Below are 20907 nucleotides of genomic sequence, written 5' to 3'. Positions count from 1 at the left end.
TGCTACGGCTGCGACTCTCCATCGCGCTCCAGGTCGATTCGTGCGCCGACCTTCCTGCACCAGTCGAAGACCTCGCTGACCTTGGCCTCCGTGTTCAGCATAGCGCCGGCAAGGAAAAGCATAGGCAAGCTCATCGGGCGTGGATCGTGCCCACCCGTGTACTTGCGCCATTGATTGTTGCCGGCCAGTCCGAACAGGTCGGCCATCTGCTCGCCCGTATATCCGAGCCGGTCCTTCAGGTTGCGAAGGTCTTGCGGTGTGGGCGGCGTGTAGCGGATTGGCATGCCGAAAAGCGCGCGAAACGCGCGTGCAGAGTGTGGTCTTCATGGTCGTCCTTTCGGAGGTGGCGGGCTGCGCATCGCGCTACCCAACACCCTCAATTTAGCCCCCAAGGGGCTTTTGGTCAAGAACTATTCATCGCCGCCTACGGGCGGCTTTTCATTTCCGGGGGAATGAATGACCGACAACGCATCGACGCGCACGCGCGTCGAGGAACGGTTTCGTGCGGGGGAGCGGCGCTTCTCAAAACTTGAGCAGCGCCTCGATGAAAACGCTGCGGCGACAAAAGAACACCTTCAGCGTCAGGACGAAAAGATCGATGCGATCGTGGCCTCGGTGTCGAAGATCCAGACGAACACGCAATCCATGGTCGACACATGGGAAGGGGGCGCGCGTGTCGTGCGCGCGCTGTGTCGGCTTGCCGATGCATGGCGCTTTCTGATTCGGAATGTTGCCGGCCCGACGGTCGCGTTCGGCACGATCGGTGTGATCGTCTTTCGCTACATGCGACACGAGCCCATTCCCGATTGGGCAAATGCGGTCGTGAAACTTCTCTTGGGATGAGCATGACACCACAAGTTCTTGCGAGCGCGCTCCAGATTCCGCTCGCCCGCGCGACCGTATGGGCCGATCCGTTATCGGCCGCAATGGCGCTCTACGCGATCGACTCGGACCTGCGCCAGGCTGCATTCCTGGCGCAGGTCGGCCACGAGTCGGGGCGCTTGGTCTATACCCGTGAGCTATGGGGGCCGACGTCCGCGCAGCAGCGCTATGAGGGGCGCATCGATCTCGGCAATACGCAGCCCGGAGACGGGTTTCGGTACCGCGGGCGAGGGCTCATTCAGGTCACAGGCCGCGCCAACTACCAGAGTGCGGCGGCCGCGTTGGCGCTTCCACTGCTCGACCAGCCTGAACTGCTCGAGCAGCCGAGCGCAGCAGCGTTGTCCGCAGCATGGTTCTGGAACTCGCACAACCTGAACGCGCTCGCGGATGCGGGCGATTTCGAAGCCATTACGCGTCGGATCAACGGCGGCCTGAACGGGCAGGATGACCGTCTCGCCTTGTGGAATTCCGCAAAATCAGCAATGGGAGTGACAGCATGAGCACATGGGGCGATGTTGCAGCGGCAGTCTCGAAGTTCGCGCCGATCCTCGGGAACGCTGTCCCGGGTGTGGGAACGGTCGTAGGGGCTGGCGTCGGCCTCGCCGCTTCGGTGATTGCGAAGGCGCTCGGCACTGACCCGACGCCGGACAGCATCATGACGGCGCTCGCGAGCAACCCCGATGCGATCGTGAAGCTGAAGCAGGCTGAGATGGATCACGAGCGTGATCTCGCGCAGATCGTCGCACAGCGTGAACAGGCGCAGCTCGCTTACCAACAGTCGATCTACGCGTCCGAGGCCGCAGATCGCGACAGTGCTCGCCAGCTCGCGGCAAAACAGCCGCGGGATTGGATGCGACCGCTGCTGAGTGTCGTCATCATTGCTGCGACGATCGCGATCGTGCTGCTTGTGCTGCTCGGCGTCGCCGACGGAACGCTGCGAGACCCGGTGATTGCGGCTACGGCCGGAGGCTTGGTGATGTACTTCGTGCGCGAGTCATCGCAGGTGCTCGGCTTCTGGTTTGGCATGACGAAGGAGGCGTCCACTCAGACGCAAGCGATCACGCAGTTCGCCGTGTCACCGGGTAGCGTGAGCGTGGGTGATTCGGCATCGCCGGCCGGCAGCGCGAGCGCTGCCACGACACGCTGACGGCACCCCGCGGATCGCCTAGACTTCCGTCGTCATGGCGGAGGTTATATGGACAAACCAGGGATAGACTGGATTTCTGAACCGAAGCCCGCACCAACTTTTGGATTTACAGGTGACTGGCGGACGAGCTTGACGGAGCGTCCAGCCGGGTGAGGGGGGTGGATTTTTCTGCCTTCGCACGTATCGCCACTGTATGCTTTTACAGCATTGACGAATCCTAAAACCCGCATCGCGACGCGGGTCTCCCGCCTGTCAACTGATCTTGCGTACAGTGGAATCGGCCTTCAAATCCGGTTGGGGGTGTCAGACACTCCCGGGTAGGTTCGACTCCTGCTGCCTTCCGCCATATGGCCTTTCCGGGCTATTCCGACTTCTTCCGCTGATTTCCTCTAGGCCGCTGATTTTAAAGCGGTTTATGGGTAACGGCGTGCTTGCGGCTACCGCTGGCGTCCCACACAATTTCCTCACGAAGTATGGGTAGCGATGTGGGTTTGTGGGTAGGGAGGGCAACATGGCTGGACGACAGTTGCATCGGCTCAGCGCACTGCGGGTCGCGAAAGAGGTGACGCCGGGTCATTACGCGGATGGCGGCGGTCTCTATATGCAGATCGCGGACAGCGGTGCGCGTTCATGGGTGTTCCGGTTCAATGTGACTAATACTGATCCGTTGCTCCAGCAGTTTCGCGATCGGCTAGCCTCAGTCTTTATGAAACCGTCTCTAAGCCCGGCCTCGCGTCGGGGGCAGGAGCAGGGGCACGGACCGGAGCAGGACCCGCTAGCGGAACGCCCGCATCTGCCCCGTCATCATCTGCAACATCTTGTTGGCGGCCACCGAGAGCTTGCGACCTACGCGCGTGACCATATGCGCCTCGGCGTTCTCGAGGATCGGATGCGCGATCTCGATCGCGAACAGCTCCTTGGCCTGTAGCTCGGCCGCCACCGCGAAGGCCGGCATCACCGAGATGCCGAGTCCCGATTTCACGAACTCCTTCAGGATCGCGAAGGAATTGGTGGTGACGATCGGCGCGAGCCGCACGCGCTCGGCGTATTCCACAGCCTCCATCATCTGCCGCGTGCCGTAGGACGGGTGGGTGGCCGCCAGCGGGTAGGTGGCGAGTTGCTGCACCGTCAGCACCTTGTGGCTGCGGCGCGGGAAGTCGGGGCCGACGATCGCCATCATCGGCTGCCGCTTCGAGGCGCGCGACACCAGCTTGGGCTCGGCGGGCGGGTTGTAGACCAGGCCGATCTCGCCCTCGTCGTTCGAGATCTTGCGGATCACGTCGTTGGTGCTGCCCACGTCGAGGTTGACGCGGATCCCGGGGAACTGCCGGCAGAACTGCTGCATCGGCCCGGCCAGTAGGTCGGAGACGAAGCCCTCGCCGAGCACCAGGCTGACCTGGCCGGTCTTGAGCCCGCGCAACTCCTGCAGGCGCGAGATCAGGTCGTCGCGGTGCGCGAGCTGCTCGCGGAAATACTCGATCACGCAGCGTCCCGCCTCGGTGGGCGTCACGCCGCGTGCGTGGCGCTCCACCAGGGTGGCGTCGAGCTCCTTCTCCAGCAGCCCGATCTGGCGGCTCACGGCCGAGGGCGCCACGTCGAGCCAGTCAGCCGCGGCGCGGATCGTGCCGCAGCGCACGGCCTCGTAGAAATAGACGATCCGGCTGTCGGTAAGGGTATCGCTCATGATCCTCGTGTTCTAAAAAAGAGAACAATATCAATATTGGCGTTGATTGATTATACGGGTCGCCGGACCGAACATCGTGGCCATGCAAGGCGGGCCGACGCTGGCGCGCCGGCCTCGAACCAACAGTTATCAGGAGTCGTCGGATGAAAACGGTGGGCGTGATCGGTTTGGGCAACATGGGGCGCGGCATGGCCGGTTCGCTGCGGCGCGGCGACTACACGGTGCTCGGCTACGACGCGGCGCCCGGCGTGGCGCTCGCGCTGGCCGGGCAGGCGGTGCTGTCGGCGCGCGATTCGGTGGCCCAGATCGCGCGCGACGCCGACGTGCTGCTGCTGTCGCTGCCGACCTCGGCAGTGGTCGAGGCGGTGGTGCTGGGTGCGGGCGGCGTGCTCGAGAACGCCAGGCCGGGCAGCATCGTGATCGACACCACCACGGCCGATCCGGACAGCACGCGGCGCGTGGCGGCGGCCCTGGCCGAGCGCGGCATCGGCTTCGTCGACGGCCCGGTGAGCGGCGGCCCGAAGGGTGCGGCCACCGCCACCATGACCATGGTGCTGGGCGGCTCGGACAGCGATATCGCGGCCATCGAGCCGATCCTCGCGGTGATCAGCGCCAAGCGCGTGCATGTGGGCCCGGTGGGCGCCGGCCACGTCACCAAGCTGCTCAACAATCTGCTGACCGGCGTGCACCTGCTGGCCGCCAGCGAGGCGGTGCGCACCGCGCGCGCGGCCGGCGTCGATCCGGAAAAGCTGGTCGAGGCGCTCAACGGCGGCTCTGGCCGCAACAGCGCGACGCTGACCAACTACCCGACCTGGATCTTCAACGGCAAGTTCGATTCCGGCTTCACCATGAAGCTGATGCGCAAGGACGTGCGGCTCGCGCTGGGCCTGCTCGACCAGTTCGACAGCGTCGCGCCGGTGGCGCGCGAGGCTGCGCGCGTGTGGGCCGCCAGCGAGGTATTCGTCGCCGACGGCGAGGACTTCAACCGCATCGTCGACTTCCTCGACCCTGCCTGAGGCCGGGCAGCCCGCGCCACGATCCCGCTCGACCCGTATACGGAAACCTGACATGACCCAGCACGCAGACCAGTTGCTCGCCGCCTTCGCGCATTTCTTCCCCGGTGCCGCCACGATCGGCTCGTATATCGACGGCGAACTCGTCGCCGGCCAGGGCGACACGATCCAGCTTTACGATGCGGCGACGGGCGAGGCCACGCTCGCCTATCGCGACGCCGGCGCAGCCGTGATCGACCATGCTGCCGAAAGCGCGCGCCGCGCGCAGTGCGAATGGTGGGCGCTCACGCATGCCGCACGCGGCCGCGTGATGCAGGAGGTGGCGCGTGCGATCCGCGCCGAGGCCGAGGCGATCGCGCGGCTGGAGGCGCTGGGCTCGGGCAAGCCGATCCGCGACTGCCGGGGCGAGGTGGCCAAGGTCGCCGAGATGTTCGAGTACTACGCGGGCTGGACCGACAAGTTCTACGGCAGCGTGATCCCGGTGCCGACCTCGCACCTCAACTACACGCGCCGAGAGCCGGCCGGCGTGGTGCTGCAGATCACGCCCTGGAACGCGCCGGTGTTCACCTGCGGCTGGCAGGTGGCGCCCGCGGTGGCGATGGGCAACGGCGTGCTGCTCAAGCCCTCGGAGCTGACGCCCTTCACGTCGCTGGCGGTCGCGAGGCTCGGCGAGCGCGCCGGGCTGCCGCGCGGCCTGGTCAACGTGCTGGCCGGCTTCGGTCACACCGCCGGGCAGGCCGCGATCGCGCATCGCGTGGTGAGCAAGGTGGTGTTCGTCGGCTCGCCGGCCACCGGCGCGCGCATCGCCGAGGCCGCCGCGCGCCGCGTGCTGCCCTGCGTGCTGGAGCTGGGCGGCAAGTCGGCCAATATCGTGTTCGCCGATGCCGACCTCAAGCGCGCCGCGCTGACCGCCCAGGCGGCGATCTTCGCCGGCGCGGGCCAGAGCTGCGTGGCCGGCTCGCGCCTGCTGGTGCAGCGCGCCGTCTACGACGAATTCGTCGCGATGGTGGCTGCCGGGGCGAAGAAGATCCGTGTCGGCGCGCCGCTCGACGATGCGACCGAGGTGGGCCCGATCAACAATCGCAAGCAGTACGACCACGTGATGTCGATGATTGCGCGCGGCGTGGCGGCGGGCGCCACGCTCGTCTGCGGCTCGGCCGAGGCCGTCGGGGAGGGCCGCGGCGGCTACTTCGTGGCGCCCACCGTGCTGGCCGGCGTGTCGAACGCGATGGAGGTGGCGCGCACCGAGATCTTCGGGCCGGTGGTGGCCGCCATCCCGTTCGACACCGAGGAGGAGGCGATCGCGATCGCCAACGACACCGACTTCGGCCTGGCCGGCGCGGCCTGGACCACCGACGTGGCGCGCGCGCATCGCGTGGCCGCGCAGGTGAATGCCGGCACCTTCTGGGTCAACGGCTACAAGACCATCAACGTGGCCTCTCCGTTCGGCGGCTACGGCATGAGCGGCTACGGCCGCTCGAGCGGGGTCGAGGCGCTGTACGAATACACGCAGACCAAGAGCGTGTGGGTCGAGACGGCTGAAGCGCCGCCCACCGCGTTCGGTTATTTGTAACACCGGCCCGCATTCGACGGCAGCCGGGCTTCAAGGGGAGATTCGTCATGGAACACGCACTGGGTATCGAGCGCCGCGAGCTTGGCGGCGCGGCCACCGCCAAGGTCCTGCTTTACGCGGCCGGCATCCTGCTGGTCGCCGAATGGATCGGCTCGTTCACGTTCAAGCTCGGACCGGGCAAGGTCGTGCTGCTGCCGATGATCTGGGCGCTGTTGCTCGGCGCCGCGGTGGGGCTGGCCAGCGCGCGCTGGAACAGCAGCGCGCGCCTGAGCGTGCCCGACCAGTTCTTCGCGGCCGCGATCCTGCAGCCGGCGCTGCTGTTGTTCGTCTCCAAGCTCGGGCTGATGGTGGGCAGCGCGCTGCCCAAGCTGGCTTCGGCGGGCTGGGCGCTGGCCTTCCAGGAATTCGGCCACTTCGTCGGCACCATCCTGCTCGGCCTGCCGCTCGCGTTGCTGCTCGGCATCAAGCGCGAGGCGATCGGCGCGACCTTCTCGGTGGGGCGCGAGCCGAGCCTGGCGATCATCGGCGAGAAGTACGGCATGGATTCGGCCGAGGGCCGCGGCGTGCTGGCCGAGTACCTGACCGGCACCGTGTTCGGTGCGGTGTTCATCGCCGTGTTCGCGGGTTTCGTGAGCAGCCTCGGCATCTTCGATCCGCTCGCGCTGGCGATGGGATCTGGCGTCGGCTCGGGCAGCATGATGGCGGCTGCCTCGGGCGCGATCGCCGCGCAGCAGGACCCGGAGACGGCGAAATCGGTGCTTGCCTTCGCCGCGGCCAGCAACCTGATCACCACCACCATCGGCACCTACTTCACGCTGTTCATCTCGCTGCCGCTTGCGGTCTGGGGCTATCGCGTGCTGGAGCCGCTGATCGGCCGCACCACCAAGGCGTCGGCACAGCCCGAGGCGGCCAGCCCGTCGCTGGGCGAAGTGCGGACCGAGGCGCCCGCGCTCGGCTACGGCGGCAAGCTGCTGGCCTGGATCGTGACGGCCGCGATGGCGCTGGTGTGCGACTGGATCGCCCACGGCACCACACCGCTGGCGGGACTGCCGGGAATCGCGATCATGGTGTGCGCGACGATCGTCGGCGATGCGCTGGCGCGCGTGACGGGGCGGCGGATTCCGGCGGTCTGCTGGGTATCGGTGGTGGCGATGTTCCTGACCTCGCCGTGGTGCCCGTGGGCTTCGCAGATCGCCGCGCTCAGCTCGCACAATGATTTCCTCGGGGTGACCACGCCGATGCTGGTATTTGCGGGGCTGTCGATCGCCAAGGACATCCCGGCCTTCCGCCGGCTCGGCTGGCGCATCGTGCTGGTGTCCTTCGTGGCCAATGCCGGAACCTTTATCGGCGCGACCCTGGTGGCGCAGCTGTTCCATATCTGATGCCTGATGCGGCACGGCGGTGGGCGGCATGGACCGGCCCACCGCCGTGCCGCGACGACCGACAAAAGCGTTCCCATCCGCATGAAATTGATCGATTCCATCGTCGCGCACGCCGACGAACTGACGGCGATACGCCGCGATATCCATGCCCATCCGGAGGTGGGCTACGACGTGTTCCGCACCGCGGAGCTCGTCGCCGAGCGGCTCGAGCAATGGGGTTATGCCGTCACGCGCGGCGTCGGCCGCACCGGTGTGGTCGGCACCTTGAAGCGCGGCAGCAGCGCGCGCGCGATCGGCCTGCGCGCCGACATGGATGCGCTGCCCGTGCAGGAGGCCAACACCTTCGCGCATCGTTCGACGGTGCCCGGCGCGATGCATGCCTGCGGCCACGACGGGCACACCACCATGCTGCTGGGGGCCGCGCGCCATCTGGCGCGGCATGGCGAGTTCGACGGCACCGTGCAGCTGTTCTTCCAGCCGGCCGAGGAGGCGGGCGGCGGCGCGCGCGCGATGATCGAGGACGGCCTGTTCGAGCGTTTCCCGGTGGATGCCGTGTTCGGGCTGCACAACTGGCCCGGCATCGCGGCCGGCGATTTCGCGGTGCGGCCGGGGCCGCTGATGGCCTCGACCAGCCTGTTCCGGATCAACCTGCGCGGTGCCGGCTGCCACGCGGCCATGCCGCACCTGGGCCGCGATCCGGTGTTCGCGGCGGGACAGGTGCTGAGCGCCTTGCAGGCGATCGTCACGCGCAACCGGAATCCGATCGACGGCGCGGTGCTGTCGGTCACGCAGGTGCATGCGGGCGAGGCGATGAACGTGGTGCCGACCGATGCCTGGCTCGGCGGCACGGTGCGGACCTTCTCCGATGCGACGCTCGACTTGATCGAGACGCGCATGCGTGCCGTGGTGGCCGCGACGGCCGCGGCCTTCGATTGCGAGAGCGAGGTGGATTTCCAGCGCCAGTATCCGGCTACCGTGAACGACGCCGAGCAGACAGCGGTGGCGGTGGCGGTGATGCGCGAGCTGGTGGGCGAGGCGCATGTGAACGCGGCCGCCGATCCGACCATGGCGGCGGAGGATTTCTCGTTCATGCTGCGCGAGAAGCCGGGTTGTTATGCGTTCCTCGGGAATGGGGCGGGCGATCATCGCGTGCATGGGCATGGCGGCGGGCCTTGCCTGCTGCATAACGCCAGTTACGACTTCAACGATGCGTTGCTGCCGGTGGGGGCGAGCTATTTCGTGAGGTTGGTGGAGCGGGTTTTGGCGCGGTAGGGAAGCGGTGCCGACTTTTCGGGGCCGATCGTGATGAACGAGCGCCGCCGGGGTGATCTCGGTATGGGTGGCGCTCGTTGGTAAACGTTAATTCGACCCGAGCGGATCAGTGCATCGCATGGCAGCTCCTCGTCTCGAAATTTGGGAGACGATACGCTTTCATGTGGCCGCTTCCCAGCGTTTTTGACGGCGTCTTTCAACATCTGCGGAATCGCTCGGAATCGCGATGCGTCGACTGCGGCTGGCGGCCGGGCATCGGCGCATTGCCGCCCCGCACTCAGGTGTCGACCAGCCGGTGCATCGGCGGCGCAGCCGCCGCGTCGGCCGCGCCTGGCTCGCGCGTGATCGCGAAGAGCAGCGCATCGGCGGCGGCCAGGCCCTGGTTGGGGCGCGGTTCCCAGTTCGTGAGCCGGCCTTCGAACCGGAAGCCGAGCCGCGTGAGCGTGCCGGCGGCGGCGCCTTCCGGCGCGCAATACGCGTGAATGCGGCACAGGGCAGGCCGCGCCAGCAGCCAGCGCAGGAGCTTGAGCAGCGCGGCGAGACACGCCCGCCGGCGCCGGTGACCGTCGAGCCGGCTGATCACGACGCCGATCTCCGCGCGCGGCGGCTCGGGCCGCAATTCGATCGCGGCGAGCAGCGTGCCGCTGGCGGCGTCCTCGAGCGCCCACGTATAGCGGCATCCGGCGTGCCAGGCCGCGTCGCAACCGACGATGAACGCCTGCGTTTCGGCGACGTTCGCATGGGTGCGCATCGGCAGCCACGCCGTCACGCCGGGATCGCCGAGCAGGACCGCGAACAGGGCCGGCGCATCGTCCGCGCGAAACGGGCGCAGCCGCACGGCGCCGGCCTCGATGACGCGCGGAACCGCGAAGCGGGGCGCGACGGCGTCCGGCATGGACGGGCATGTGGCGCACATGTGCGTCAGCGCGCGAGCGTTTCCGACGGCGCTTCGTTGAACAGCTGACGATAGCCGTTCAGCAGCGTCGAGCGATGCTGGACGCCCCAGCGGTTCGCGATGCGCAGCACGCTCGACGTGTGCGCGTCGTCCTCGAGCAGGTCGTGGCGGATATGTTCCATGCGCCGCGTGCGGATCAACTGGCTCGGCGTATAGCCGAGATTGGCCTTGAATGCGGCCTGCAACGCACGTTCCGTGACGCCGATATGGCTGGCCACTTCGCGTACCGACAGATCCGGCCGCTCGAGGTGCTCGACGAGGTAACGATAGGCGCGCCGGTATTTGCCGGGCAGCCGCGCGCTGATGTCGTCGGCGGCGGGCTGCGCGCGTTCGGCGGCCACCGCCGGCACGGCGGCGCTGTCGGCGCGCACGTGGCGCAGCGACTGCAGCGCATAGCGCGCGTACATCTGCGCATAGTCCTGCAGGCGGCCCTGTTGCTGGCGCAGTTTCGACTGGCAATAGAGCAGCTCGTTGTACCAGTGTGCATGCTGGTTGCCCTGGAACGCGCGTTCGCCGAACACGTGGAGCGTGGTTTCGGCAACGTGCGTGAGGCGCCCCGCGAGCGCGGCCAGCGTGACTTCGAGCCGCAATTCGCGATGGTATTCTGCGAGCCCGGCGCCCTGGCTCCAGCGCAGGTGCGTTTCGATGCGGGTGAGCGCGGATTCGGCGCCGCCCGCGAGCGCCCGCAGGTGATTCAGATAATCCGCGTGGCGTGACAGGACGCCGATCGGCGGCGTGGCGTCGGGTTGCGCGGGCAACGTCTCGTCGAATGCCTTCGAGCGCGTTTCGAGTGCCGCCGAATGCCAGTAGATGTGATCGGCCAACTGGGCACTCGAACGCAGCTTGTACTGATCGACGATGTCGCGGTTCAGCATGTAGGCGACGCGCGCCCAGCGCGCATCCTGCGCGCAGGCCGCCTGTCCGTGCAACGCGGTAAGCAGCGCATGCACGCCGTCCAGCCGGCCGAGTCTGAACAGCACCAGCACCGAGCCGACGAGGCTTTCGAGCCGCTGGCCGGCGCTGGCGTCGTCGTCGTCGCTCACGCGCTGGAAGCATTTGAGCGCCGTCCCGAGATGGTTCTGGAACAGGGCCTGCCAGCCGGCGTTGCGCGACAGTGCGGCGCGGGCCGTCCGGTGCTCGCCGCGAACGGCCTTCTGCGCATGCCGGTATGCGTCCTCGGCTTCTTCGTACTGCCCGAGCACCAGCAGCACGTCGGCGTACGTCTGCAGGCTCGCATAGTCGGCCGGCACGCCCGGCACGGCCGGCTCGGCGCGCGCCGCCGCGGCAACCGACGCCTCGCGGAACTGGCCGTTCAACATCATGGTGAACAGCGGCGATTCGGCGTCGACCGACGCGAGGGTCGACGCCACGGCGAAGTAGATCGATGAGGACATGAGACGCTCCCGTGATGGATGACACGAACGTGTCGGTGAGCGCATCGTGGCACCGTCGCTTCGCCGCGGCCGGCATTTGTGACGTTCTGTTACTTTCGACGGCCCGTGTGTCCGCGCCGCTCAGGCGCGGCCGCGTCGTACACCCGCAGCGAGCGGTAGCCGCGGAACGCCCCTTCCTGCAGACGCGAGTGCGCGCCGGGTTCGAGCATGAGGCCGGGCATGCGGGCGAGCAGCGTTTCGAATACGACGGCCAGCTGCATGCGTGCGAGCGCGGCGCCCAGGCATCCGTGCGAACCGGCACCGAATACGAGGCCGCCGTGCGCACGATCGAGACGGATGTCGCCCGGCCCGGCGAATTCGTCGGGATCGCGGTTCGCGGCGGCGGCGACCACGGCGACGACATCGCCTTTCGCCATGCGGAGCCCGTCGAGTTCGACGTCGGCGCGCGCGAAGCGAATCATCACGTGCACGGCCGGTTCGATCCGCATCAGTTCGCGAAGCGCGAGCGGCACGCGCCGCGGCTCCTGCACGAGCGCTTGCCACAGATCGCGGCGCGCCAGCGCCTGCGCGAACGTGTTGCCCAGCGACAGCATGGTCGTGCCGTAGCCCGCGATGAACGTCAGCAGCACATTGGCGAGCAACTGGCGGCGCGCGAGCGCCGGGCGCGTGCCGCCGGCCTGCAGCACGGCGCACACGGTATCGAGATGCACGTCCAGCTCGTCGACGAAACGCCGTGTCTGTGCGACGGCCAGCGCGTGGTCCGCAGGCCCGATCGGCATCGCGCTGATCAGCCGGATCGGCCCCATCGACTGAGCCTGCAGGCGCGGCGCGTGCACGGGGTCGATGCCCAGCAGTCGGCATGCCGCGAGCGCCGGCAGGCGCTGCGCGATGTGCTCGACGAGGTCGAAGCGCCGCGGATCGGGAATCTGCTCGAGCAGCGCGTCGAGGTCGCTGGCGAGGTGCGTGCGCAGCGCCGCCAGGCGCGGCTTCGCGAACAGCGGTGCGAACGTCTTGCGCATGCGTTCGTGCATCGAATCGTCGGCAAACAGCATCGTGTCGAGCAGGCCGGCTTCGTCGCGCACGACGTCGCATTCGACCAGCGGCGAACGGGTCGTCAGCGCCGGGTGGTCGAGCACGGCGCACGCGAGCCGATAGCGGCCGACCATCCAGGTGCCGCTGACGTCTCGATAGGCGCCGGGCAGTGCAGGCATCGCGTCGTAGAACGCGTCGCGATCGTCGGTGGCGTCCGTCAGCAGCTCGAAAAGCGTCTTGTGCGGCAGGGTTTCGTCGAACATGGGCATCATGATGAGGTGGGTTCGGTCAACGACGCGTCAGCGAAACGAGCGCGTCGCCCCATTTCTCGAAGATCTGCGCGATCGACTGCACGACGCTGATGATGGTCCTCGCCATCATCGCCATCACGCTGGCCCCGCCTTCGATGACGTTTTCCCATGGCCGGAGCCGCGAGGTCCAGCGGTTGTCGGGCGCGTTCATGCCGGGGCGGCGCGGCTGCCCGGGGCGCTGCATGCCCGGCGTGAAATCGTTCTGAAACGACGGATCCTGCCAGTTGCTCGACGCATCGTACGTGGCGCGATCAGTGAACGCGGACGTGCCGGCACGGGTATCGCGATCACTCGGGTCGAACGTTGTCGAAGGGGTGACCGGCCGCGACGGGAACGGCGTGCGCCGCGGGTCCGTGCGGAAAGCGTCGTCGTCCGACAGCAGCGGGACGCGGCCGTCATCGGATGCCGGTGCGTGGCGGTCGAGCGGCGTGCGCCGCTCATGCAAGGACGAGATCGGACTGACGGAGCGCGGCGGCATTGGCATCCACGATTCGCCCACCTGGGACCGGCCGTCCTCGGACGGTAACTGCGCATAGTGCGCATGGTCGTCGTTTGCCGTCGGCCCGTGACGCGACGGCATCGCACCGACCGGCCGGCGTCCCGGCGGTGCCGACGTGAACGGGGCAGGCGCACCGGGCAGGGGCGACACACCTTCCGCCAATCGAGACGATTCGGGATGCGACACCCACGCCGGAGGCAAATCTTCGCCGTGAATCGATCGGTGCACGTTCGCCCTCCACTGCGCAATTCGCGACTCGCTGGCGGACCTCGGCCGCAGCGCGTGGAATCGCTCGCGGTCCAGCCGCGACGACGCGACGCGGCCGTCATCGCTTCCGGCGTCATGCGCGAGCGCATCGTGCCCGAACTCGTCGGGATGAAGGTTCGAGGCGCGTTCCTCGGTTCTCGGCATGGCGGTCTCCAGACGATCCAGGTGGCCGGCCGAGCGGCGTCGGCGCGGGGGGATGAACGTTTTATACCGGGCCGCCGCGGCCGCGCGGCGCGGCGCGCGAAGCCCCTCGCGCGAGCGCGAAGCAGATGCATCGGCCGCTTTCGCACGCGTCGATGCGTGCCGAAGCGAACGGCGTCAATCCGAAGCGCGGCACCCGCAGCCGCCGATCGACGCTCGACGCGCCCCGCGATACGTCGCTAAGTTTCGCTTCGACGCGGTCGCTGACCGCCATTCCCGATCTTCTCGAGGTCGACCATGAACCAACGTCATTCGGCGCCGCCACGGCAGCGCCGCTGGGTACCGCGCGTCGCGTTGTGCGTGTGGCTCGCCTGCGCCGGCACGGCCGCGCACGCCGATTGTTTCGAATCGGCCGCCGCGTATCACGGTGTCAACCCGATGATCCTGCGGGCCATCGCGAACGTCGAGTCGCGCGGCAATCCGCAGGCGATCCACCGCAACAAGAACGGTACGACCGACATCGGCGAGTTGCAGATCAATTCGATTCATCTGCGCGAGCTGGCCGCCTTCGGCATTCGCGCCAAGGATCTGCTCGACGAATGCGTGAACGTCTACGTGGCCGCGTGGCATCTGCGCAAGCAGATTGCCGCCTACGGCAATACCTGGGACGCGGTCGGCGCCTATCATTCGCGCAGCCCGCGCCTGCGGGACGAGTACGCACGGCTCGTCAAGGCGACGCTCGTGAAGTGGGGGGCGATGTCGATCGACGGTGCGGCGCAATGAACGCGCGGGCGAGCGGCATGCACGACGCGCGGCACGGCATCGCCGTCGTGCCCGGCCAGCGCGCGGTCACCGTATGGCTGACCGGCCTGAGCGGCGCGGGCAAATCGACGCTGTCCGTGCACCTGCGCGCCGCGCTGTCGGCGCGTGGCGTGGTCGCCGCGACGCTCGACGGCGACGTGCTGCGCGGCGGCGCGAGCCGCGATCTCGGTTTCACCCCGTCGGATCGTACGGAAAACGTGCGACGCGCGGCCGAATTCGCGCGCCTGCTCAACGATCAGGGACTCGTCGTCATTGCGGCGCTCATCACGCCGTATCGACGCGAACGCGCGCTCGCCCGCGCGATCGTCGGCGCATCGCGTTTCGTCGAAGTATTCGTCAGCACGCCGCTCGCGGTTTGCGAAGCCCGCGATCCGAAAGGGCTGTACCGGCTCGCGCGGGCCGGCGGGCTCGACGGCCTGACCGGCGTCGGATCGCCGTACGAACGCCCGACTTCGCCGGCGATGGTCGTCGACACCGGCGGCCGCACGCCGGCGCAGTGCACCGACGACCTGCTGCGCCGCCTGGTACCGATGATCGTCCGTGCACCGCGACCCGTGCGGTAGCGGCGCATCCGCCTGTTCCTTCACGACCCGATGCCTTCATGACCCAACTGCTATTGAGCTTCTGCTACGCCAAGCCGTCCGGACACGTGCTCGCGCGCTTCGATGTCGATGCCGACACGTTCGAATGGATCGATCTGGGCGATGTCGCCGCGCAGGTCGTCGGCGCGACCGGGCTGTGCCGCGTCGATGCGAGCTACTACGCGGCGCTGCAGATTCGCGTGCCCGGCACGGTCGGCACGCTGCTGGCCGAAATCGATGCGTCGGCGCGCATCCGGCGCGTGGCGCGGCTTGCGCCGGTGCTGGATGCGCATTCGCTGCTGGCGTGGGATGGCGAACTGCTCGTCGTGAGCAGCGGCACCAACCAGGTGTTCGCGATCGACTGGCCGCGCGACGGCGCGCTGCACCTGCGCGTGTTCTTCGAGATCGAGCCGGGCGTGGATACGCTGCACATGAATTCGCTACAGGCATTCGGCGGACACGTCTATCTGTCGATGTTCGGCTGCAAGCCCGGCGCGTCGTGGCGAGACGCCTGCGACGGGCAGATCCTCGATCTCACCGATGCGGGCCGCGTCGTCAGGCGCGGGCTGCGCCATCCGCACTCGCTGTTCATCGATCGCGGGACCTTGCTGTGCGTGTCGTCGCGCGACGGCAGCCTCGTGCATGTCGCGGGCGCGCCGCGCGGTGCCGACCGGCCGCTCGACGGGTATGTGCGCGGCGCGCTGGCGCATGCCGGGCGATTGTTCGTCGGCACCAGCATGGCGCGCACGCGCAGCAAGAGCCGGAGCGTGGCGTGGCCGGCCGCCGCCGCGCCGGCGCCGCGGGAAGCGGGCACCGGCTGCGGGTTGCACGTGATCGAAGGCGGGCGCCGCGCGCCGCGCTGGATCGACCTGAGCCCGTTCGGCGCCGAACTGTACGACATCGTCGCGTGGGACGGCGAGCCCGTGCGCGGCGCGCGCGCGGACGCGATGGCGAGCCGCCTGCGCGCGGTCAACGCGGAATTCGGCAAGCTGATCGTCGAGTTGTACCGCACGCGCAGGCACCACGGCATCGTGGGCGACATGGTGCGGGCGATGATCGACGCGGGTGTCGACCCCGGCTTCGCGCGCGACGCGCTGTCGACCCTCGCCAACGACGTGCCCGCGCTTCCCGAATGGAGCTATCTGCATGCGCGCCTGCTGCTGGCGAGCGGCGGCGACGCGAACCGGCGCGCGGCGCTGCCGTTCCTGATGAGCGCGCTCGAAGGCGGCTACGACACCTTCGACGTGCTGAGCCGGCTGGCGGAGATCTATGACGCGCTCGGCGATGCGGTCAATGCCGCCGCGCATGCGCAGCGCGCCCTCGCGACGGCGCCGGCCACGCTCGATACGCCGCTGCGGGACGGGTTGCATACGATCGCGCGCCGGCCCGGCCGCTGAACGCACGGGCCGGCGCGGCGGCGCTTCGCGCGTCGCGCGACGGCTTCGCGCAAGCGGGGTGGCCGGCCGCGACGAATCCTATTCTCGTATCGGGAACGACGCCGTGCCGTGGATGCCGGCCACGCCTGGTCGCCGGCGCGCGAGCGCCTCCCCGTGGCGCGTGCGGCATTCGCCTCGTCGACTGAAAACCGATCTATCAGGATACCTATGGAACCCTCCACGATTGCGCAACACGAAGCGACCGGTGAACTGCCCGAGGAAACCGAACGTACTCGGGAGGATGCGACGACGTCCCGGCCGGAGTCGACGTCGATGGCCCATCACTCGGCGAGGTTGCCGGCCGCGCGCACCGGCCCGGCCGCCGCTTCCGGCCACGAACCCGTCACGACCCTGCGCCTGCGGCGCATGCCGGTGCCGCGCGACATCGATGCCGAAGTCGGGCGCGCGACATGCGAACACAGGCTGGCGGCGCTCGGCGGCTCGGGCGTACCGGCCGGGCATGTCAGGATCGCGGCCACGACCGCACACGTGCTGTACGGCAAGCACGCCGACCGCATGCCCAACGACGTGCTGCGAAGCCTGCTCGAACGCGCGCCGCTGTACGAACGGCATGGCGTGACGGACGAGAAGGCGCTGCGCGGCTTCCTGAAGATGTCCATCGCGGAGATGGCGGCCCCGCTCGTCGGGCGTTCGGGTTACCTCGTCGCACTGTCGCTTGCCGGCACATACGTGGGCAAGCACGTGCCGTCGCCGGCCACCGGTTTGCCGATCGGTGCGACGGTCATGTTCACGACGACCAACACGACCGGTGCGCGCGAAGGCCTCGAGGCGCACTACATCCCGCCGCTGGAGACGACCGGATTGCCGCCTTCCGTGCAGCGCCGCTACAACCGGTATGCGGAAGAAGCCTTGCCGCCGGGCATGCGGGCCGAGATGGAGCGTCAACTGGTGCGCGCGACGGTTACGATCGTGCCTGTATTGCATGCGATGCATACGGGCGGTTCGCTCGACCAGCAACTGACGGTATTGAACGACGTGTATGCCGACGCCGCGACGTTCTTTGGCGCGGAGACGCTCGAAAGCGCGCTGAGCGCCGTGGGCGGCGCGGTGAAGTCGGCGCTCGGCCGGTTGCGGCAATCGGGCGATGCGATGCGGGAAAAAGGCATCGAGGTGCCGACGCATGGCGAACTGATCGCGCATCAACCGCTCGACCGGCTCGAAGCGAGACTCGCGAACCACAACAAGAGCCTGCTCGAATCGGGCAGCGACGCCGCGCGCGCCATGGGGCAGGGCATCAAGACGCTCTGGACGGAAAGGTTCGTCCGACTGGCGGGCGTGCCGGCGCATGCGGGCTTCGTCATCGCGATCGCGCTCGTGCTGACCTCGCACCTGATCGAACAGGATCCCGACAACGCCAACCTGCCGAAAGGCCGGATCTCGCCGCGTTCGGCGCTGGCGGTGCCCGGTGCGCTGATGATCATGGAGTTCCTTGCGACCGAGGCGTTCGGCACGCTGATCCAGACCTGCGACGCGCTGATATCGAGAAGGCCCGCGCTGGCCCATGACGAGGACGACGTGTCGTCGCGCATCGAGGAAGTCGACGAACACAGCGGCAGCGAACACGGCAGTGAGCCGGTCGTATCGGGTGCGTTGCCCGCGCCGGCGTCGTCGTCGCCCGCCGACGTGTCGCGAGCACTGCCGCCGGCGGAGTCGCCGCGGCGAACGTCGACGGGCGACGCGTCCTGACGTCGCCGTCGTCGCCCGGTGCATCGCGGCCCGAGCGTCGCGGTGTGCCGGGACCCCCGATTCGGGCCGTCACGCATCCGGCACGGCCCGTTTCACCCCATCGTTGTCTCAATCCCCTTCTGCAACCCGAAAGGAAACGTCGAAATGGAATCGGTCAATCCTCACGTTCACACCTCCGACAGCGCGGAACACGCGACGCTCGAGCGTCCGGCATCGCCGTCGTCGCCCGTCGGCCCGTCGAGTTCGACGCTGCCCGAAGTCACGGGCGTGACGCGCCGCAGTGCGATCCCGACGCAGGGCAGCCCGCGTGCGTCGACCACCGAACTCGAGGCCGCCACCAAGCGTTCGCGTGTCGACACGCCCAGTGGCTGGCCGTCGAGCCGCGTGGATACGGCGGCCTTCAGCTTGGGCGCCGAATCGTCCAAGAACAGGGCGCGGCCGACACGCGAACAGCTGTCGTCCCAAGGGCGCGACATCCCGCCGCTCACGCCGCAGTCGCTCGGCCACTACTTCTCGCAGGCGGCGGGCAAATGGCCGTCCGCAGACAATCGCGCCAAGCTGCTGGAAGCGATGACGACCAACCTGACCACGCTCTCGACCTTGACGTCGGCGCCGGAGGTCAAGCAGATGCGCCGCGAGCTGACGCTGCACTGGCACGCACTGTCCGAGCGCGAGAAAAGCGACGTGCTCGACACGGTCGGCGCCGGGAACAAGCGGCTCGCCGGCAAGCCGAACGTCGCGACGTGGCTCGAACACACGGCGGCCCACATGCCGACCGCGGATGCGGAGCGCCTGCTGGCCGCCTGCGGCGCGCCGGCGCGCACGGCCCTGGAAGAGTCGTTCGGGCGGGCGGCCACCGACGAAACGCATCGCGGCACGGTCCGCGCACGCGATGCCGACATGCGCATGACGTTGCCGCTCGATCACATGTACGACTACAAGGGCTTCTACTGGGACAACGGCCGCAAGGTCGGAACCCTGCCGAAGGACGTCGCGGAAAAGCTCCGGGTGTGCGTGATCGGCGCGGGCCCGGCGGGGATCATGGCGGCCGACAGCCTGAACCGCATCGGCGTGACGTCGACGGTGCTCGAGGCGGAAGATCACATCGGCGGCCGCCTCGCGACGCATCGTCGCCAGCTCGAAGACGGCACCCAGAGCCCGACGGCCACGCACCCCGGCGGCATGCGTTTTCACACGACGCACGGCAACTTCTACTGGAGCTTCGCGGAACACTACGAACTCAGGCATATCGATTTCACGAACCCGAGCCAGGTCGGTGCGCTGCTGCTGCTCGAGGACAGCGTGCGCAAGGTGGAGCCGGGCAAGGAGCCGGCCAACCCGGTGTCGAGGCAGGTGAGATCGGACTTCCTCAAGGCGATGGGATCGCTAACGCAGCCGATACGCGACGCGCGGGACGCGGGCGATACGGCGAAATTTCGCGAGTTGTGCGAGGCCGCGAAGAACCGGTTCGATCCGTTCACGTTCAAGGAGGGCGTCGAGCATCTGCTGAAGGAAAACGGCATTCACTGGGACGACAAGCACTGGGAAACCTTCGGCGCGGACGGCATCGGCGTCGGCGGCTACAAGGGCTACTTCAACACGGGCTTTCTGGAGGAAATGCGTTTCCTCGTCGACGAACGGCTCGAAAACCACCAATTGCTGGTGGACGGCGCAGACGAGCCTCTCAAGCGCGTGATCGCGGACACCGACGGGCTGCCGCCCGGCCGCAAGTCGCTCGCGGATCAGGGTGCGATCCGGTTGAATGCGCCGGCCACGGACGTCGAAAAGACGACCAACGAAAAGACCGGCAAGGATGAATACCGCGTGTCGTGGCAGGAAAACGGCGAAACGAAGAGCGAAACGTACGACGAAGTCTTTTTCGCGGCGAGCCCGAAGATTGCGACGCAACTGGGCCTGACGAAGCAGGGCGAGGGCAGCCTCGTCCCGGCGGAACTCGCCGTGGCGCTGGACAGCGTCAACATCGTCGGCGCGACCAAGATGACGATGACCGTGCCGGCCGACGAGTTCCATCCGGAGGAATTGCCGAAGAACCTGCAGTCCACCGCGGAGTTCCAGCAACTGTATCTGCACGCCCCCCCGAAGGAAGGCGCCAACGCGGTGATCTACCTGAGCTACACGCTCGGCGACAACGCGAAGAAGGTCGAGGGCAAGACGAAGAAAGAGCAGATCGAGAACCTGCTCGGCACGCTGCGTGAATCGGCGAAGCGCGCCGAACCCGAGGACGGCCGGAAGCTGCTCAATCTCGCGAACCTGATCGACAAGCACTGGGAAGCGCGCAGTCATTACACGCACTGGACCGAGGTGCCGACCCAGGGCGGCGCATTCAAGATGGACGCGCCGAACGATCTCGACAATACGCGCACGCTGTACGCCAACACGCTGAAGTCGAGCGGGCTGCATTTCATCAACGAGAAGGTGACGGCCGAGGCCGGCTTCGCGAGCGGTCCGTTCGCGGCGGCGATCAACGCGGTGCAGAGCATGGTGAAGCACCGCGGCGGCACGTTGCCCAAGAACCCGCCGCTGGATCAGCAGATCCTGTAGTCGCGCCGGGGCGGCCGCGACGGGCCGGCAGACGTCGCGGCCGCACGCGAAAAGTGCGTCGAAAAGCGGGGTGGCATGAATCCGCAACGACGACGGAGGAATCGCTTGACACGTCCAAAATGGCTTCATATATTCGGCCGGACTGAGGCGCCATGCTCGACGGCGCCTCCGCGGCAATGTTGCCGCGCCACATATGGACGGCTACGAAGCCCCCGAACTTGCGTCGCACGACGCCGGTCCGGGGGCT

At 68.0% G+C, this 20907-nt stretch carries 17 protein-coding genes and 2 pseudogenes; 13 read left to right on the top strand and 6 right to left on the bottom strand.

All coding sequences use genetic code 11. The annotated features are described in order from the left end of the window. Positions 1-2: 2 nt before the first annotated feature. Complete coding sequence (locus ACM6JT_RS11965; RefSeq protein ID WP_414856538.1) at positions 3-284, bottom strand: XRE family transcriptional regulator; 282 nt, start codon at positions 282-284, stop codon at positions 3-5. 172 nt (positions 285-456) lie between these two features. Between ACM6JT_RS11965 and ACM6JT_RS11960 the strand changes: the two genes are divergently transcribed. The 4 genes and pseudogenes from ACM6JT_RS11960 to ACM6JT_RS11945 form a co-directional block, all read left to right on the top strand. Further along, positions 457-843, top strand: a complete 387-nt coding sequence (locus ACM6JT_RS11960) for a hypothetical protein (RefSeq protein ID WP_349686934.1) — start codon at positions 457-459, stop codon at positions 841-843. Continuing rightward, a complete protein-coding gene (locus ACM6JT_RS11955; RefSeq protein ID WP_349686935.1) occupies positions 840-1382 on the top strand; it encodes a glycoside hydrolase family 19 protein in 543 nt (180 codons plus the stop codon). The genes ACM6JT_RS11960 and ACM6JT_RS11955 overlap by 4 nt, the downstream gene beginning before the upstream one ends. After that, positions 1379-2029 carry a hypothetical protein gene (locus tag ACM6JT_RS11950; RefSeq protein WP_349686936.1) on the top strand — a complete coding sequence of 217 codons (651 nt, stop codon included), beginning with the start codon at positions 1379-1381 and terminating at the stop codon, positions 2027-2029. Before ACM6JT_RS11955 ends, ACM6JT_RS11950 begins: the two co-directional genes overlap by 4 nt. Before the next feature lie 511 nt (positions 2030-2540). Continuing rightward, positions 2541-2681 (top strand): annotated as a pseudogene (locus tag ACM6JT_RS11945) (integrase); the annotation flags it as partial. Positions 2682-2804: 123 nt separating this feature from the next. On the opposite strand, the gene ACM6JT_RS11940 reads toward ACM6JT_RS11945, so the two are convergent. Continuing rightward, the gene (locus ACM6JT_RS11940) at positions 2805-3713 is read right to left on the bottom strand and encodes a LysR family transcriptional regulator (protein ID WP_105390816.1); all 909 of its coding nucleotides are present in this window, start codon (positions 3711-3713) and stop codon (positions 2805-2807) included. Between the two features lie 113 nt (positions 3714-3826). Between ACM6JT_RS11940 and ACM6JT_RS11935 the strand changes: the two are divergent. From ACM6JT_RS11935 to ACM6JT_RS11920, 4 genes and pseudogenes are all read left to right on the top strand, one after another. Further along, positions 3827-4729 (top strand): annotated as a pseudogene (locus ACM6JT_RS11935) (NAD(P)-dependent oxidoreductase); the annotation flags it as partial. Positions 4730-4781: 52 nt separating this feature from the next. Next, a complete protein-coding gene (locus ACM6JT_RS11930) occupies positions 4782-6299 on the top strand; it encodes an aldehyde dehydrogenase family protein (RefSeq protein WP_414856537.1) in 1518 nt (505 codons plus the stop codon). A 47-nt stretch (positions 6300-6346) separates the two neighbouring features. Continuing rightward, positions 6347-7681 (top strand): DUF3100 domain-containing protein, encoded by a 1335-nt coding sequence (locus ACM6JT_RS11925; RefSeq protein WP_034179959.1) that lies wholly within the window; start codon positions 6347-6349, stop codon positions 7679-7681. Positions 7682-7762: 81 nt separating this feature from the next. Continuing rightward, on the top strand, positions 7763-8953 hold the full coding sequence (locus tag ACM6JT_RS11920) for a M20 aminoacylase family protein (protein ID WP_175748650.1): 1191 nt from the start codon (positions 7763-7765) through the stop codon (positions 8951-8953). 277 nt (positions 8954-9230) lie between these two features. On the opposite strand, the gene ACM6JT_RS11915 is transcribed toward ACM6JT_RS11920, so the two are convergent. From ACM6JT_RS11915 to ACM6JT_RS11900, 4 genes are all read right to left on the bottom strand, one after another. Next, on the bottom strand, positions 9231-9848 hold the full coding sequence (locus ACM6JT_RS11915) for a GNAT family N-acetyltransferase (protein ID WP_243566303.1): 618 nt from the start codon (positions 9846-9848) through the stop codon (positions 9231-9233). Between the two features lie 26 nt (positions 9849-9874). Further along, positions 9875-11302, bottom strand: coding sequence for a helix-turn-helix transcriptional regulator (locus tag ACM6JT_RS11910; RefSeq protein WP_414856536.1), 1428 nt, complete (start codon positions 11300-11302; stop codon positions 9875-9877). Positions 11303-11391: 89 nt separating this feature from the next. Then, the gene (locus ACM6JT_RS11905; protein ID WP_161785053.1) at positions 11392-12597 is read right to left on the bottom strand and encodes a cytochrome P450; all 1206 of its coding nucleotides are present in this window, start codon (positions 12595-12597) and stop codon (positions 11392-11394) included. 25 nt (positions 12598-12622) lie between these two features. Next, entirely contained in the window at positions 12623-13555 is a 933-nt protein-coding gene (locus ACM6JT_RS11900; RefSeq protein ID WP_034179955.1) for a hypothetical protein, read from the bottom strand. Between the two features lie 294 nt (positions 13556-13849). On the opposite strand from ACM6JT_RS11900, the gene ACM6JT_RS11895 reads away from it, so the two are divergent. The 5 genes from ACM6JT_RS11895 to ACM6JT_RS11875 all read left to right on the top strand — a co-directional run bounded on the left by ACM6JT_RS11895 (position 13850) and on the right by ACM6JT_RS11875 (position 20660). Continuing rightward, positions 13850-14335, top strand: coding sequence for a lytic transglycosylase domain-containing protein (locus ACM6JT_RS11895; RefSeq protein WP_034179953.1), 486 nt, complete (start codon positions 13850-13852; stop codon positions 14333-14335). Continuing rightward, positions 14332-14937, top strand: a complete 606-nt coding sequence (gene cysC / locus ACM6JT_RS11890) for an adenylyl-sulfate kinase (protein ID WP_105390822.1) — start codon at positions 14332-14334, stop codon at positions 14935-14937. The genes ACM6JT_RS11895 and cysC overlap by 4 nt, the downstream gene beginning before the upstream one ends. A 38-nt stretch (positions 14938-14975) precedes the next feature. After that, positions 14976-16352, top strand: a complete 1377-nt coding sequence (locus tag ACM6JT_RS11885) for a DUF4915 domain-containing protein (RefSeq protein WP_414856535.1) — start codon at positions 14976-14978, stop codon at positions 16350-16352. A 108-nt stretch (positions 16353-16460) separates the two neighbouring features. Continuing rightward, the gene (locus tag ACM6JT_RS11880; protein WP_414856534.1) at positions 16461-18098 is read left to right on the top strand and encodes a hypothetical protein; all 1638 of its coding nucleotides are present in this window, start codon (positions 16461-16463) and stop codon (positions 18096-18098) included. A gap of 144 nt (positions 18099-18242) precedes the next feature. Beyond that, positions 18243-20660, top strand: coding sequence for a flavin monoamine oxidase family protein (locus ACM6JT_RS11875; protein ID WP_051983639.1), 2418 nt, complete (start codon positions 18243-18245; stop codon positions 20658-20660). Positions 20661-20907: the final 247 nt, after the last annotated feature.

The sequence above is a fragment of the Burkholderia sp. IT-111MI5 genome, assembly GCF_949752865.1.
Taxonomy (GTDB): domain Bacteria; phylum Pseudomonadota; class Gammaproteobacteria; order Burkholderiales; family Burkholderiaceae; genus Burkholderia; species Burkholderia pyrrocinia_C.
Note: the sequence above shows the minus strand (reverse complement) of the source record. Positions and strands in the feature narration are given on the sequence as shown.